Here is a 16,232-nt window from a genome sequence, read left to right as displayed (position 1 = left end):
GACCGGCCCAAGGCGCTCGCGCGCCTCGGGCCGGTCCTGGTCAACGCGAGGTCAGCGGACCTTGCGCTTGTTGGACTTGCTGGCGTTGTAGGTCACGCCGTCCTTGTCGAAGGCCACCGAGCGGGCCATGTAGGACGTGCGCTTCTTGGAGTTGTCGCGCACCGAGAAGGTGGCGACGCCCTTCGCGTCCGTCACTGCGGTCCCGACCAGGCGCTGGCCCCGCTTGCGGGTCAGCTTGTAGAGCTCGACGGTGGCTCCGGCGGGCACGTCGGAGACCTTGACCTTCAGCTCGTCGGCCTGCTTGCCGTTGTTCGAGCCCGTCAGCTTCAGCACCGGGGTGATGTCGGTGACGACCGGGCCCACGAAGGAGACGGTGTCATCGACCTTCGCGATGCGGTTGCCGTTCAGGGACACGATGGCCGCGACGGAGGCCGTTCCCGCCGAGGTGCCGGCGAAGTCGTAGAACGCCTTGCCGTCCTTGTTGACGTTGTCCCAGTTGTTGCCGTCCGAGTCGTTGGGGCCGGGGCCCGAACGCACGAAGTTGACCTGCGCACCGCGGAGCGCCTGCTCCTCCTGGTCCTTGGCCAGCAGCTCCATGGTCACGGTCGTGCCGACCGGCACCTCCTCGGCGCCCTGCTGGGCGAGCGTGAAGGTGGAGGCCGCCGGGTCGACGGTGTACCACTGGATCGCCGAGGTGGTCTGCTCGACGTCGTCGCGGTTGGCGATCACGTAGGCCTGCGGGTTGGTCGGGGTGGAGAGCAGGGCGCCGGTCGCGATGTTGGCGCTGTAGGTGAACGACCGGGCGCCGTCGGCCTCGACCTCGAGCACCTGCGACGTGGCGCGCTCGGCCCACGCCACGACGGCCGGCTGGTTGGCCGAGAACGCCGAGCGGAAGCCGTTGACGTGGGCCAGCGGGGTGTTGTCGGTGATCGTGAGACCCATGCTGGTCGGGTTGCCCCAGAAGTCCGTGGTCTTCACGTCGTAGTTGACGTTCTGACCCTCGACGTCGCCCGGGGCCGCCGCGCGCGCCTTGGGGAGCACGGTCGAGTCCTGGTCGCTGGAGAGCTCCACCACGAGGGGGTTCGTCTTGGCCAGGTTGGCCGGCGCCCCCACGGTGGTCCACCGCACGTCGTGCGTGTCGGAGGCGCCGCCGCTGGTGGCACGGATCTTGTCGTCGACCCGGCCGTCGTCGTCGAAGCCGGCGTTGCGCTCGATGGTGACGAAGAAGGTGCCGACGCCGTCCTTCAGCGTGACCTCCTTGCTCTGCCCGGAGTCCTTGTAGTCGACGACGTCACCCTGCTTGGGGGTGCCGTCGAAGGCCTTGGCGTTGCTGCTCGTGTCGACGAAGAAGCCCTCGTCGACCGTGAGCTTCACCTTCGGCGAGTCCAGCTGCACACCGTCGCTGTTGAAGGCGACGACCGTGCCGCGGCTCAGCACGCCGGGGATCGACTCGTCCTGGCCGGCCGACGGGAAGGTGACGCTGGCCAGCCCGTCCTGGGTCGGGGCGCCGGGGCTGTCGGGGTTCTGCACCTCGATGCGGGTGGCCTCCAGCGAGCGCAGGAAGTCGAGGTCCAGGGTCGCGTCCGCCGAGTCGGCGGCCACACCCGGGGCCGCCGGGTTGTTGAGGGCCACCGAGGCGGCGGTGACGGCGTCGTTCAGCTCGGCGCCCGGTGCGGGCGTCGGGTCGATGACGGTGACGGAGAAGCCGCCGCCGGCACCCGTGGTGCCGGTCGCGTTGTGCTTGCCACCGACCTGGGTGTTCTTGTCGACCTGGTCGGCCGTCGGCGCGAAGTACGCGTCGCCGGGGGTGGGCGGCATGGTCGCGCCGTTGGCGTCGGCGTCCGCGGTCGGGGTGAAGGTGAGACCGAAGGTCCGGCCCGGCAGCACGGCGCCGCTGGGCAGCTGCAGCTTGCCCGACTGGGTGGTGGTGCTGCCGGCGAGTGCCTGGGCGGTGGCCCCCTCGTCCCACACGAACTTCGCTTGGTCGGACTCGATCACCAGGGGCGTGGCGGTGGTGCCGTTGGCCATGCTGACCTCGACCTTGATCGAGGACAGGGTGTTCTGCTGGCCCTTGATCGCGCCGGAGGCCTCGGTGATGGTGGTGCGGCCCTTGTTGTCCGTCACGGGGACCGTCACGTTGTTGACGCTGGTCTGCTGCACGCCGCCCGCGGTCCAGGTCCGGGTGACCTTGACGGTCGGCGCGGCGTTCTGGACCGGGTTGCCCGCGGCGTCGGTGACCGTGATCGTCACCTCACCGGTCTCGTCGTCGTCCTGGGCGGCGCCCAGCTTGTTGGCGAGCTCGATCTTGCTGGCCGCGGCCGGCACGTTGGTCTGCTCGACCTTGAGCAGCACGTCGCCGGCGTTCTGGAAGTTGTAGTCGCCGTTGACGTCGACGACCAGGTAGGCCGACTGCACGTTGGGGGCGGGGTTCTTGTCGTCGCCGCCGTCCATGTCGGACTCGTCGAGCACGACCGGCACCTGACCCTGGGCGTTGGTGGTGGTGTCCCAGAACTGCGCACCGGCGGTGTCGCGCAGGTTGGTCCAGTCGTAGGTGCCCGCGGCGTCGGCTGCGTAGACGTTCGCACCGGCGACCGGCTGGCCGTTCTGGTCCAGGACGGTGACGTTGTAGCGGGTCAGGTCGTTGAGAGGCACCCCGTCGGGAGCGCCGCCACCGGCTGCGCCGTAGTTGCCGCCGTTGACGTCACCGGCCACGTTGGCCTGGTAGCCGTTGGCCACGGCCACCGTCGAGGACGCGGCGGTGACGCGCTGGAGGTAGGCCGAGTAGACCTGGGCGTCGCTGCTCTCGCCGTTGTCGACGGTGATGACCACGTCGTCGTCGAGGTCGCTGGGCTTGCCGAGGGTGGTGTCGTCCACCAGGTTGCCCGCGGCGATGTCCACGACGGCGCGGAAGTTGCGGAGCCCGGCGGCGTCGGCCGCGCCGGGGGTGGCGGCCGAGGCGAGGCCGGCGTTCGGGCCGGCGTTCTGCACGTTGACGGGGTTGGCGCTGCCGGTCTTGCCCGAGACGACCGCGGTCCGGGTGCCGAAGCCGACGTTCTCGAAGACGCCGACCCGCGAGCGGGTGGCACCGTCGAGGGTGATGGCGTTGTTCGCCGCTGCGAAGTTCGTCGCGCGGGGAGCGGACGTCGCCAGCACCGCGTTGCTGCCGTCGAGGGTGACCGCGCGCACCGACAGGATGCTGGCCGACGCGGTGAAGGCGCTGGTGGCGAGCCCCTGGTTCAGGGGGACTGTCGCGATGGTGCTCCAGACGCCGGCGGGCCCTTCGCTCTCGAAGCGAATGGAGTGGGCGGCGTTGTGGCTGGAGGCCGCCACCAGGCGCACGGTGCTGTTGGTGCCGTCCGACTTGTTGGAGACGTCGGCGATCGAGGGGCTGTAGAGGACGACGGCGCCGACGCCGGCCTCATCCAGGGTTCGGGCCTGGGCCGGCGCTGTGGCCAGGCCGGTGAGCGCGAGGGCGGAGATGGCGCTGAGTGCCAGGCCCCGCTTCATACCGCTGCTGTTCATGGATGTTCCTTCCAAAGTGGGAGCACTCCACCGGAAGGTGCTTCCGGTGGGCTGGACCCGAGTCCGTGTGACCGCCGAGCTGGGAGCAGGGCGGGACGCAGGAACCCTAGGAAGGTAAAGAGCGACGGCGCGCGATTGCTGCGCAGCCAAAAATTGCTCTCCTATAATCATTTACACGGGCGCTGTCAATCGGTATGGACGGGTCATTTCGCAAAGTTCTTGCACGCGCCGCGACCAGAACGGTTTACATGTGCACCGGGGCCCGGGAAGCCTCACGACGGAACCGCGGGAGACGGTCAGACGGGGAGGAGAAGAGGAGACACCCCATGTCGGTCCCGGTGGACTCACGCGACGACACGACCGCCAGAGGGCCCAGCCGCAACGGTCCCGGCCGGCCGATCCGCCTTCCGGACGACCCCGCCTCCGAGCGCTCCGGAGCCGTCGACCCGTGGGCACGAGTCGGCTGGTTGCTGTCCACGTCGCGCGCCTTGCACCCCGACATGTCTCGCCGGGACGTGCTCACGACCGCGCTGCGCGACCTCGGCATCACGGCCGATCTCAGCCGGGTCAGCCGGTGGGAGTCCGGCCAACAGGTGGTGCCCCTCCCCGTGGTGCGTGGCTACGAGCAGCTGCTAGGCGTGCCGGAGGGGACCTTCGTCGCGGCCACGCGCGGTCTCCTGCGGGCCTCGGTGCGGGCGGTGCGCGTGGCGTGGCCCCCGGCGAAGCCGGTCGCCGAGCACGACACCGCGACCGCCTCGCTCCTGGACCGCGCCACGTCGGGCGAGCAGCTCACGGGCGGCGAGTGGCTCTTCCTCGCGCTGGACCTGGAGCGGTTCGGGCAGCTGATCCTGCCGACGGTGACCTGGCGGACGTTGTGCGACCGGGTGGTCGACGAGCTGACGCGCACCGCGGGACCTGCCTTCGCCCGCCGCTACGAAGCGTGCGTCACCCTGATGACCCACCCCTCGGGCTGCCCGCACATGATCGCCTCCATCGAGGAACGTCTGGCGGCCCCCGACGCTCGATGGGTCTCCGTGCTGACGTCGCTGCTGCAGTTCACGGCCTCCGAGGCTGCCACCGAGCTGCTGATGCGCGCTCTGGAGGGCAGTGACAGAGCGACAGCCACGGCGGCAGAGCTCGCCGTCGCGGACAAGATGGCCCGCCGTCACCTGGACGACGCCATCCTGACCCGGATCGAACGACGGGTCCGTGACGAGCTGCTGCGCGACAGCGCTCATCGGCTGGCCACCACCAACGCCGTCCACCACCTGCCCGAGCCGCACTTCAGCCGCCTGCTCACGGCGCTGCCGGACCGACGGTTGCGGCGTCGGCTGACGCTGACGCGGGCCCGCCACGATCTCGTCGACCCGCAGGTCAGCACCTCGATCAGCAGGAACGTCGCCCGCAGGGTCCAGGCGCACACGCCACAGTCACCGGCCGAACCCGACCGGATGCTGCAGCGCCTGGTCCGGGAGTCGCTCTTCCACCCCCACACACCCCGACGCCAGCTGGCCTGCTGGCTCCTGCATGTCAGCCGTTACCGCGACACAGCCGCCGACCGGTACCTGCGCCTGGTGAGCGAGCCCAACGAGTTCGTCGCCGCCCGCGGTTGGGAGGCCCTCTCGGTCCTCGGGCTCGGCACCCGCGGTCGCGCCGCCATCTCCATCAGCATCGACGAGCGACGCCCGGCTCTCCAGCGGCGCGGCTTGACGACCATCGCCCTGCACGGGGGCGAGCTCACGGCCACGGAACGCCAGGCGCTCGCGCAGGTGATGGGCGCGTCGACCGACGAAGGGGTCCGGATGGCTGCCGCCAGTGTGTTGGGCCTGCGGCTACGAGAGGGGGACGCCGACGCGGGTGAGCAGGCATCGGCGTACGGCCCCCGGAGGCTTGAGGATCCTGACTGTGTCGTCCTGACCGAAGGCGCTCGGGTCGGGGGGAACGGCTAGGAGGCCCCAGCGCTTGCACAGGAAGACTCCTGTAGCGACGCCGTACTCCGCGCGTCCGGCTCAGCTGTTGCCGCAGGTGAACTCGGCGACGACGTCGATGCTGTCGCCCTCCGTCGGGTTGGCCGCAGCGTCGACGTTGACCGAGGTGCCGTCCTCGCTGGCCTCCACTCCCTCGGAGTCGTCCGGCGGGGTCGTGTAAGCGATTCCGTCCACGGTGACGACGGCGCTCGTGGGGATGTCCCCCGAGCCGGCGAAGACCTGGATCGACCCCTTCTCGCCGTCGTAGAGGTAGTAGGCGGCCGGCTGTCCGGACGCGGGCTGCACCGACTCGCCCTTGCCCTTGAAGCTGGCCTTCGCCCCGCCGGTGACGTCGACCTTGACCTTGCACTCGCGCTGCTTGTCGCCGCTGCCGTCGTCGGTCACGCCGGTCTCCTCGTCGTAGCCGGCCGTGGCAGACGAGGTGGCTTCAGGGTCGGCGGAGGTCTCGTCGTCGCCGCTGCAGCCGCTGAGGACGAGGGCGGTCGTGGCGAGGGCGGCCAGGGCGGTGGCGGGATGGGAGAGGCGCATGGCCCGAGTCAAACATCCACCCCCGCTCGAAAGTAAAGCGGGGCGACACCCAGCACCCCCAAATGCCCACCGGGGCCGCACACGGCGTGTGCGGCCCCGGTGATGCAGCCGGAGAACCCTGGTGTCATATGGTGACAGGGCGGTCCGGACCATTCTCAAGCAGCGGCAACAGAGAATGGCCCGGACCGCGTCTGTGTCTCCGGCTCAGTGAGCTGTGCTCATCGATCTCGCTCAGGTGACTGGGCGCAGGAGCAGGGGACGGAGTTCTCGGTCCCCCGGGGAGAGTCGCTCCGGGGCGGCTGGACCGCCCCGGAACTCCTCACGTCAGTCCAGCTGGGATCAGCGGGGCTTCTGGGTGTTCGACTTCGCCTTCTGCGAGATCTCCGTGGCGGAGACCTTCGCGATGAAGCGGGTCTTCTTGTTCCCGTTGCGGTCCGCGACCTTGAAGGTCAGGGTGCCGCCCTCGGGGACGATGTCCTCACGGACCTGCACCAGACGCTTGTTGCCCTCGGACTTCTTGCCGCGGATCTTGAACAGCTTGACCGTGGCACCCTCGGCCTCGTCGTCGACCTGGAAGCGGACGACGTCCTTCTTCGGGCCGTTCGAGTCGGCAGAGATGATCGCCTCAACGACGACCGGCTCCGGACCCTGGTCCTCGCCGAACGAGACCGTGTCGGTCGCCTGCGAAGCGGGGACCACGGTGGCGCCCACGTAGCCGATGGCCGTCACGGTGGCGGTGCCCTCAGCGGCGCCCGAGAAGACGTACGTCGCCATGCCGTCCTCACCGGTCGCGACCGGGGTCGGGTTGTTCGGGTCGCCGTCCTGGAAGTCGTCGGGACCGGTACGGAAGAAGTCGACCGAGAACTCGATCGGCTCACCGTTCTGGTCGACGGCCGTGTAGTCCATGATGACGGTGGTGCCGACCGGAACGGTCTCCGGGCCCTGCTGCGCCAGCGTGAAGGTGCTGTTGGCGAAGTCGACCGCGTAGAACTCGACCTCGGGGCCCTCGCCCTCGATGTCCTCGGAGTCCGGGACGACGACACCGAGGTCGTTGTACTCGTTCACCGGGGCGTCCCAGGTACCGACGGGCATCGAGTCGCCGGCGACGTTCGAGTCCACAGCGAACTCGACGTTGTCGTTGAAGTCGGTGCGGACCGAGATCGGGTCCGCGTCACCGACGCCGTCGATGTCGATGTCGACCTCGACGTTCTTGACCAGGTTGCCGAACTGGTCGGTGGCCTGGACGTCGTAGGCGGCCGTGTCAGACAGCGGCAGCTTCGGGAGCACGGAGCTGTCCTGGAACTTGTCGCTGGCCAGCTCGATGATGACGTCGCCGCCGTTGAGCGGGTTCTCGGACGAGAAGTCGTAGTCCTCGGTGTCCGACTGACCGTCGACCGTCGCGGTCACGTTGACCGTGGCCTCGCCGTCGTCGTCGAAGTCGTCGCTGCCCTTGATGCCGATGTAGTACGTCGCGTTGCCGGTCGAGTCGGTGACCACGGTGATGGTCTGACCGCGGTCGACGATGTCACCGGCCTGGTCACCCTCCTCCGGGTCAGCCGGCTCCCCACCCATGGTGGTGAAGAAGGCGTCGCCGTCGACCGTGAGGGTCACGAGGACGTTGGCGGCAGGGTCGTTCTCGACCGCAGTGGTGTCCGGGTCGTCGACCGTGACCTTGACCGTGCCCGAGGTGACCTCGCCGGGCTTGCCGGTGGCGGTGTTCTCGGTGATCTTCACGACGGCGGTGCCGTCAACTTCGTCGGTGACGAAGTCCACGTCCACGGTGTTCGAGTCCTCGTCGGCGTCACCGATGTCGTCGGTGTTCAGCGTCGTGGCGTCGAGCTCACCGTCGAGCTCGGACTCCGGGCTGCCCGCCACGGCAGGATCGAATAGCGCCACGGAAATGTTTCCGTCTGCGTCAGTGGTGTCCTCAGCGACAGTCGTGCTGACCCGGGTCGTACCCTCGGGCTGGTCCGCCTGCGGAGCGATCACGACATCGTCACCGGCACCGTTGCGGGTGTAGGTGAACTGAACGTCGCGGCCGGCAAGCGCCGTCCCGTCGTCGAGCTTCAGGCTGCCGGTGTAGGTGGCGGTCGTTCCGGCCGGGGCCGGGTCGCGCTCGTCCAGGACCAGGTTGGCCTGGCCCGACTTCACCGTCAGCGGCGAGCCGGAAAGGTCGCCGGCGCCCTGACCGGGCGTACCGTCCTGGTTGAGGTAGTAGTTGAGGACGTACGTGCCCTCCTGCGCCTGGTAACCAGTGGGCAGCGGAACCGTCGCCTCGCCGTCCGAGTCGGTCGCGGTCGTGGCACCCGAAGTGGTGACGGCGACGGGGTTCGGGGTGGCGGTCGTCGGGAAGGCCTTGAAGGTCCAGGTGTAGTTGACGATGGCGCCGGAGATGCCCTCGTCGTTCTGGTCCGTGACGGTGACCGAGATGTCGCCGGCCGAGTACTCGTCCTCATCGAAGGCAGCGCCGTCGTTCGATGCCGCCACGATGGAGGTGGGCTGCTGGGCCTCCTCGCTGATGGTGACGGTGCGGCGGAAGTCAGTGCCGTTCTCGTACGCGTAGTTCTCGTTGGTGTTCACGTAGAACGAGAAGGTCTGCGACTCACCAGCGGGGTCGGCGTTGAAGACAGCCTCGCCCTGCGAGTTGGTGAACTTGGTGCCGAGACCGTCCTGGGAGACGACCTCAGCGCCCACGACAGGGGCACCGTCCTGGTCGGAGACCAGGACGGTGACGTCGCTGTTGCCACCGGGGATGACGGTGTTGTCATCGGCGGTGACGGTCACACCGGAGATGGTCTGCTCGTAGAGCTCGACGGCCTCGGCGTCATCGCCGCCGGCCTCAGCCACGATCAGGGCCTGGTCGGCCGCGGGCGGGGTCGCCGGCGCGAAGTTGTAACCAGTGAAGTCGACCGGGGCGGAGTAGGTGCGCGAGCTTGCGCCCGGCGCCACGGGACCAGCGACATCCTCATCGTTGGGTGCACCCAGGCCGGGCGACTCAACCGTGAGGGCGGGGTCCGCCGACAGGTCCGAGGTGGTGCCCGAGACAGCACCGAGCAGCTCCTCGCTGGTCACGGTACGACCAGCCGAGGCCGCGTAAGGCTGGTCGAACACGCCGACCTCAGCCCCGCCGGCGTAGGCGATGTCAACCGACTCGGCGGTCGGGCTGATGGTGACGGAGTTGTTGATCTCGTCGACGTCGGTCTCGGCCTGGCCGGCTGCAAGACCCACAGCGCGGAACGCAACCTGGGTGTTGAAGAGGGCCGGGGGCGGCGTCCACTCGGTGTCGAATGCACCGGCGTCGCGAGACACAGTCGCGATCGTCGTCCATCCGGCGGTCGCGGCGGTCGCAGCCGGGTTGGTGTTGTACTCGAAGCGAACCTGCTGCACGTTGGCGGCAGCGTTGGCGACGAGGTGGATGCTGCTCTCGACACCGTCGTTCTTGGTGGAGGCAGTGCCGTCGGGCGTGTAGAGCTCAACATCGCCGGGCGTGGTGGCCTGGTCGGCGAGGGGGATGGCGGAAGCCGAGGTAGCGAGGAACGGGAGACCCGTGATCGCCAGGGCGGTGATGGCCGAGCCGGCCAGCCCCCGCTTAATGCCGCTGCTGTTCATGTGCAAAAGATCCTTCCGGATGTGTGTTGAGGACCGACCTCGACCGAGCCCGAGGCCATGCCACAGCGATCCCGAAGGCCGCTGTGAGTCCGGAAGACGCAGAGTGCGCCCAGCCAGACGATCGCGACTCTAGGAAGGTAAAGAGATGTGATGTGGCTTTAATGCAAGTTGCAACGACCTTTGCAATAACTGAGACGGGCATCACTAGTTGTGGGTATATAGCGCCACGGCATCGGGGCCGTGACAACGAGTCGACAACACCAGGGGAGCTGTTTTGCGAGGATCGGCCCGTCCGACCCGCTCGACCACGCCAAGGCTCAAGGAGCCTCCGACAGGCCTTACGAAGCGGCGAGGGCGACCGGTGCAGATGCCGGACGACCCCAGCACCATGCGGTCCCGCACCACCGACCCTGTGGCTCGCACCGCGTGGTTGCTGACCACCAGTCGTTCCTGCTCGAGCGACCCTGAACTGGCCAGCCGCAAGGACTTCGTGGCCCGACTGCGCGAACACGATGTCACCGCCGACGTTAGCCGGTTGAGCCGCTGGGAGTCGGGCGCGAAGAACGTGTCCAGCAAGGTGGTGCGCGGCTACGAGCGGGCCATCGGACTGCCGGCCGGCGTGCTGCTGGCGACACAGCGTGGACTCATCCGCTCCTCCGACCCGAGCGCGCCGGAGCCCGAGCCCCTGCAGTTCTGCGAGGCCGACAGTGCGCCCGACCAGCTCGTCTCCGAGCTCCTCGAACAGGCGGGCGACCCGACCGCCCCCATGTCCGGGGGCGACTGGCTGCGACTGGCTGTCGAGGTCACCCGCTTCGAGATGGTGCTGCTGCCCAAGGCGACCTGGACGGCGGTCTGCGACCGGCTCGTGAACGAGCTGGCCCGCACCACCGGAGGGGACCGGCTTCGCCGCTACGAGGCCGCGGTCACCTTGATCTGCCACCCCGTGGCCCAGCGTCACGTCCTGGCCGCTCTCGGCTCCTGGCTGACCGACCCGCACGTGCAGGTCGTCAGCCCGATCCTCTCGCTGCTCCAGCATGTGCGCGACGAGGCCGCGAGCAAGCTCGTGCTGCGCCTGCTCGACTCCGATGCTCGCGCACTGAGCCAGGGCGCCGTGCAGGTCGCGGCCGCCAAGGCGGCGCACGGGCACTTCCAAGGCGTGGCGCTGGCTCTCCTGGAGCAGCGGGCCATCCGCGAGCTGGTCACGCCCCAGGGTCAGAGCGGCATCGACATCCTCGACCTGACCACGTTCCTGCCCGAGCAGTCCTACCGCCGGGTCCTGATGACGCTGCGCGACGCCCAGCTGCGCCAGCGGGTCGAGTCGAGTCGTGAGAGCCACTGCCTGGTCCCGGCCGAGGTGGCCAGGAACCGCAGCCGCGACATCGCAAGCCAGGCCCAGTCGGCCACGCCGACGATTCACGCCGCCGAGCCCGACCTCCTCCTGCAACGGCTCGTGAGCGAGGCGCTCTTCCACGTCCACGGCGCGCGCCGATCGATGGCAGCCAGCCTGCTGCGCGTCAGCCCGTACGGCGCCGCCGTCGCCGACGCCTGCCTGTCGCTGGCCACGAGGGAGAGCGAGTTCGTCGGCGCGCGCGCCTGGGAGGCGGTCTGGCAGCTGGGCACCGGCACCCGACGAGGCCACGTGACCAAGTTGGCCCACGAGCACCGCCACCCGTGGATGCAGCGACGCGCCCTCACTGCGCTCGGCAACAGCGGCGCCCCGCTCGACGATCGGGAAGCCGCGCGGGTCGTCGACGCGACGTTGACCACCCCGCACCGCGGCGTCCGCTCCGCGGGGCTGCTGGCACTCGGCATGGGCTCCCCCGGCAGCCTGGGCCGCATGGACTCGCTACCCGCAGAGCAGCGCGAGATCGCCAACTGGTGGCTGCGGGTCGGCCCCGCCCTGGCCGACGCCGGCTGATCCGAACCTTCGTCCACAGATCTCGCGCCGCTCTAGCCGTCGAACGCGCGTTCGAGTAAAGTCGGGGCATGACAGCCGCTCCCTCCATCCGCGATCTCGCCGCCCTTGGCGAGGCCGAGCTGGTCGAGGCGCTGCGGGCGGCGGAGGAGCAGAAGTGCCGGCTCGACGCGCTGCAGGTGGAGCTGACGGCTCGTCTCGACGAGGTCGTACGCCGCCGCCACGCCGCGGCCGGTCTGCCCACTGAGCGGCAGGGTGTCGGGGTGGCCTCGCAGGTCGGGCTGGCGAGGCGCGAGTCGCCGAACCGGGGTGCCCGCCACCTGGGGTTGGCGAAGATCCTGGTGGCCGAGATGCCGCACACATTGGCTGCGATGCGCGCCGGCTGGTGCAGCGAGTGGCGTGCGACCCTGCTGGCCCGCGAGACCGCCTGCCTGTCGCTGGAGGACCGGCGCCGGGTCGACGCTGAGCTGATGGCTGACCCCGAGACGACCGAGGGGTGGGGTGACAAGCGGCTGGTGGCCGCGGCGCGGGCCCGTGCCTACGAGCTCGACCCGCACGCCGCGCTGAAGCGGTCGAGGAAGGCCGAGGGCGAGCGGTACGTGTCCCTGCGACCGGCACCGGACACGATGACCTACCTGACCGCGCTGCTCCCGGTCGCCCAGGGGGTCGCGGCGTACGCCGCGCTCACCCGCGCCGCCGACTCCGCCCGTGCGAGTGGTGATGAGCGCTCCCGCGGGCAGGTCATGGCCGACACCCTCGTCACCTCCGTGCTCACCGACCGCGTCGAGCCGGCGCCAGTTCCTGTGGTCCCGGTGGCGGTGAACCTGACGGTCTCCGACGCCACCCTCCTCGGCGGCGGCCACCAGCCCGGTTGGGTCGCCGGCTACGGCCCGGTGCCGGCCGGGTTCGCCCGCGAGCTGGTCGCCACCGCGATCGCCGATGCGCAGGCGACGCTGCGCCGGCTCTACACCACCAGCGCCGGGGCCCTGGTCGCGATGGACTCCAGGGCCCGTACCTTCCCCGCGAGCCTGGGGCTGTTCATCGACCTGCGCGACCAGTCGTGCCGCACCCCGTGGTGCGACGCACCCATCCGGCACCACGACCACGTCGTCCCCGACCACGCCGGCGGCCCCACCAGCGCCACCAACGGACAAGGACTGTGCGAGGCCTGCAACCAGGCCAAGGAAGCCCCCGGCTTCACCGCCACCACCGTGCGCAGCACCGTCGTCACGACCACCCCCACCGGCCACCAGGTCCCCTCCCGCGCACCCGACCTCCCACCCGGCGACCCGCCAGTCACACCCGAACCCTCACGACCACGGGTCGACATCCTCCACCCCCGCCTACAGATCGTCCTCGACGACTACACGCCCGCCGCCTGACCCCGCGCCGAGAAAGTTCGGCCCCGAAGGCAACCGACCGCGCCCCAGCACCGTCTAGGAAGCATGGGGATCTCGGAACTGCCGACACGGGTGCGGCTCGGCGCCGGCGTGCTGGTGGTCGTCGCGGCCGTGGTGCTGGCGCTGATCGTGGCGACCTGGCCGGCGCAGACCGACGACGGCGAGCGGCCGCAGCGCCCCCGCCGCAGCGAGCGGGCGGTGCCGCCCCCTGCCCCCGCGGAGCGCGAGACCACCGCCGAGCCCGGGCGGGCGACGTACGAGCCGAAGCAGCGCCAGCCGCGACCCAACATCGTGCTGATCACCACCGACGACCAGAGCGACGCCGAGCTGCGGTTCATGCCGCGCACCCGGCGGCTGCTGGGGGCCGCGGGCATCGAGTTCACCGACGCCATCAACCCCCACCCGCTGTGCTGCCCGGCCCGCGCGGAGATCCTCACCGGCGAGTACGCCCACAACAACGGTGTGCGCCACAACGACGGCCCCCACGGCGGCTGGTCGGCGTTCGTGGCGAGCAACGAGAAGGAGAACCTCGGCCCCTGGCTGCGCCGGGCTGGCTACCGCACCGCGTTCGTGGGCAAGAACCTCAACGAGTACACCTTCGCCGCCCCGCGCCCGCGCGGCTGGGACTTCTTCTCCCCCACCGGCGAACGCACCTACTCCTACTACGGCACCACCTTCTACAACGACGGCCAGCCCCGCGGCTTTGGCGACAAGTACGTCGCCGACATCGTGCGCGACGAGTCGGTCCGCCTGATCAAGGCCTGGGCCGCCGAGCCCGAGCCGTTCTTCCTCTGGGCCTCCCACGTCGGCCCGCACGCGGCGTACGTCGACGGGTGGCGCTCGCCGGTCCCCGCCCGTCGCCACGCCGGCCTCTTCGGCGACCTGCAGGTCGGCACCCGCGCCAAGGCCTCCTTCAACGAGGCCGACGTCAGCGACAAGCCGCCCTTCATCAGCGGTCGGGGCAAGCTGTCGCTGGTCAAGCTCACCAAGCAGGTGCGCGACCGGGCCCGGTCGCTGCAGGCCATCGACCAGGCCAACGCGCGCACCATCCGGGCGCTGCGCCGCAGCGGCGAGCTCGACGACACCCTCGTCGTCTTCGTCAGCGACAACGGGTTCCTGCTCGGCGAGCACCGCTACTTCGGCAAGGACGTGCCCTACGACGAGGCGCTCCAGGTGCCGCTGCTGGCCCGCGGCCCCGGCATCGAGCCGGGCACCACCAGCCGCGCCACCGCCAGCATGGTCGACCTCGCCCCCACGTTCCTCGACTACGCGGGGGTGCTCGACGACGTGCGCGCGGCCGGCCACACCGACGGGATCAGCCTGCGACCCGTCTGGGCCGAGGCCGCCCCCGTCAACGACACCTCGCTCATCCAGGCCGGCACCAGCGACCCCGAGGCGCTGGCCGCCTTCGGGTGGGCCTGGCGCGGGGTCCGCACCGGGCGCTACACCTACACGCGCTGGTGGGACGGCTTCGAGGAGGTCTACGACCGCCGCCGCGACCCTGGCGAGCTGCGCAACGTCGCCGGGCAGGCGTCGTACCGAGGGGTGCGCCGCGAGCTGCGCCGGCGCTACGAGCGGCTCGCCGACTGCAGCGGCGTGCGCGAGTGCGAGCAGCAGGACTTCGGGGCCGTCCCCTCACCGCGCTGAGCGTGATCCGGGGACGAAGCACCCACCTCGCCGCCGGCGTGGCACCCTCTCGCCTCGTGCTCCCTCGACTGCGCCCTGCCGCGGCGCGCGCCCTGACGCCCCTCCTGCTGCTGGCGCTAGCGCTGGCCCTCCTGGCGGGCGGCCTGCCCGCGAGCCGGGCCTCGGACCAGACGACCCGACCCGGCGAGGACTCCCGGGGCGCGGAGAACCCGGTCGCGGCCGCCGAGCCGCAGCGCCCCAACATCGTGCTGATCACCACCGACGACCAGACCGACGACGAGCTGCGGTTCATGCCGCGCACCCGCCGGCTGCTGCGCCGCCAGGGCCTCGACTTCACCGACGCCATCAGCCCCCACCCGCTGTGCTGCCCCGCCCGCGCGGAGATCCTCACCGGCGAGTACGCCCACAACAACGGGGTGCGCCACAACGACGGCCCCCACGGCGGCTGGTCGGCCTTCATCCGCCGCAACGAGAAGCAGAACATCGGCCCCTGGCTGCAGGACGCCGGCTACCGCACGGCCTTCATCGGCAAGAACCTCAACGGCTACTCCTTCGAGGAGCCCCGCCCCCGGGGCTGGGACTTCTACTCCCCCACCGGCAAGAAGACCTACTCCTACTACGGCACCACCTTCTTCAACGACGGCCAGCCCCGCGGCTTCGGCCGCAGGTACGTCGCCGACATCGTGCGCGGGGAGTCGGTGCGGCTGATCAAGCAGTACGCCCCCGAGCCCGAGCCGTTCTTCCTGTGGGCCTCCCACGTGGGCCCGCACACCGCCTTCGTCAAGGGCTGGCGCTCAGCGGTTCCCGCCCGACGCCACGCCGACATGTTCCGCAACCTCCAGGTCAGCAACCGCACCAAGAAGTCCTTCAACGAGGACGACGTCTCCGACAAGCCCGGCGTCGTACGCCGCCGCAAGCGCTTCCCGCTCGACCACCTGACCCGCCACGTGCGCGACCGGGCCCGGTCGCTGCAGGCGATCGACGAGGCCAACGCCCGGATGGTGCGGGCGCTGCGCAGCACCGGGGAGCTCGACAACACCCTGATCGTCTTCGTCAGCGACAACGGCTACCTGCTGGGCGAGCACCGGATCTTCGGCAAGAACTTCCCCTACGAGGAGGCGCTGCAGGTGCCGTTCCTGGTCCGTGGCCCCGGCATCGAGCCGGGCAGCCGCAGCCGGGCGACGGCCACCCTGGTCGACCTGGCCCCGACCTTCCTCGACCTCGCCGGCGTGCTCGACGACGTGCGCGCGGCCGGGCACACCGACGGGATCAGCCTGCGCCCGGTGTGGCGCAGCGGCGCCCCGGTCAACGACACCTCGCTCATCCAGGCCGGCACCGGCGACCGCCGGCAGCTCGCCGCCTTCGGCTGGGCCTGGCGCGGGGTCCGCACCGGGCGCTACACCTACACGCGCTGGTGGGACGGCTTCGAGGAGCTCTACGACCGGCGCCGCGACCCCGGCCAGCTGCGCAACGTCGCCGGGCAGGCGTCGTACCGAGGGGTGCGGACCGAGCTGCGCCGTCGCTACCAGCGCCTCGCCGACTGCGCCGGCGTACGCCGGTGCGAGCAGCAGGACTTCGGGCCGGAGCCCGCGCCGCGCTGACCCGCTGACCCGCGGTCGGCCG

At 70.5% G+C, this 16,232-nt stretch carries 8 protein-coding genes; 5 read left to right on the top strand and 3 right to left on the bottom strand.

Going from position 1 to position 16,232, the window contains the following annotated elements; translation table 11 throughout:
- Nucleotides 1–51 precede the first annotated feature (51 nt).
- On the bottom strand, nt 52–3,522 hold the full coding sequence (locus OCU29_RS00690; protein WP_261818418.1) for a hypothetical protein: 3,471 nt from the start codon (nt 3,520–3,522) through the stop codon (nt 52–54).
- Nucleotides 3,523–3,848: 326 nt separating this feature from the next.
- On the opposite strand from OCU29_RS00690, the gene OCU29_RS00685 reads away from it, so the two are divergent.
- Nucleotides 3,849–5,471 (top strand): hypothetical protein, encoded by a 1,623-nt coding sequence (locus OCU29_RS00685; RefSeq protein ID WP_261818417.1) that lies wholly within the window; start codon nt 3,849–3,851, stop codon nt 5,469–5,471.
- A gap of 60 nt (nt 5,472–5,531) precedes the next feature.
- On the opposite strand, the gene OCU29_RS00680 is transcribed toward OCU29_RS00685, so the two are convergent.
- Nucleotides 5,532–6,038 (bottom strand): hypothetical protein, encoded by a 507-nt coding sequence (locus OCU29_RS00680; protein ID WP_261818416.1) that lies wholly within the window; start codon nt 6,036–6,038, stop codon nt 5,532–5,534.
- 339 nt (nt 6,039–6,377) lie between these two features.
- Complete coding sequence (locus tag OCU29_RS00675) at nt 6,378–9,647, bottom strand: hypothetical protein (RefSeq protein ID WP_261818415.1); 3,270 nt, start codon at nt 9,645–9,647, stop codon at nt 6,378–6,380.
- A 535-nt stretch (nt 9,648–10,182) separates the two neighbouring features.
- Between OCU29_RS00675 and OCU29_RS00670 the strand changes: the two genes are divergently transcribed.
- The 4 genes from OCU29_RS00670 (at nt 10,183) to OCU29_RS00655 (ending at nt 16,210) form a co-directional block, all read left to right on the top strand.
- Complete coding sequence (locus OCU29_RS00670) at nt 10,183–11,565, top strand: hypothetical protein (RefSeq protein ID WP_261818414.1); 1,383 nt, start codon at nt 10,183–10,185, stop codon at nt 11,563–11,565.
- Nucleotides 11,566–11,633: 68 nt separating this feature from the next.
- The gene (locus tag OCU29_RS00665) at nt 11,634–12,944 is read left to right on the top strand and encodes an HNH endonuclease signature motif containing protein (protein WP_261818413.1); all 1,311 of its coding nucleotides are present in this window, start codon (nt 11,634–11,636) and stop codon (nt 12,942–12,944) included.
- 63 nt (nt 12,945–13,007) lie between these two features.
- The gene (locus tag OCU29_RS00660) at nt 13,008–14,609 is read left to right on the top strand and encodes a sulfatase (protein WP_261818412.1); all 1,602 of its coding nucleotides are present in this window, start codon (nt 13,008–13,010) and stop codon (nt 14,607–14,609) included.
- A gap of 56 nt (nt 14,610–14,665) precedes the next feature.
- The gene (locus OCU29_RS00655; protein WP_261818411.1) at nt 14,666–16,210 is read left to right on the top strand and encodes a sulfatase; all 1,545 of its coding nucleotides are present in this window, start codon (nt 14,666–14,668) and stop codon (nt 16,208–16,210) included.
- The last annotated feature ends 22 nt before the right edge of the window (nt 16,211–16,232 follow it).

This window comes from Nocardioides sp. OK12, assembly GCF_024341885.1.
GTDB lineage: Bacteria > Actinomycetota > Actinomycetes > Propionibacteriales > Nocardioidaceae > Nocardioides > Nocardioides marinisabuli.
This window is presented reverse-complemented; position numbering and strand designations above follow the sequence as displayed.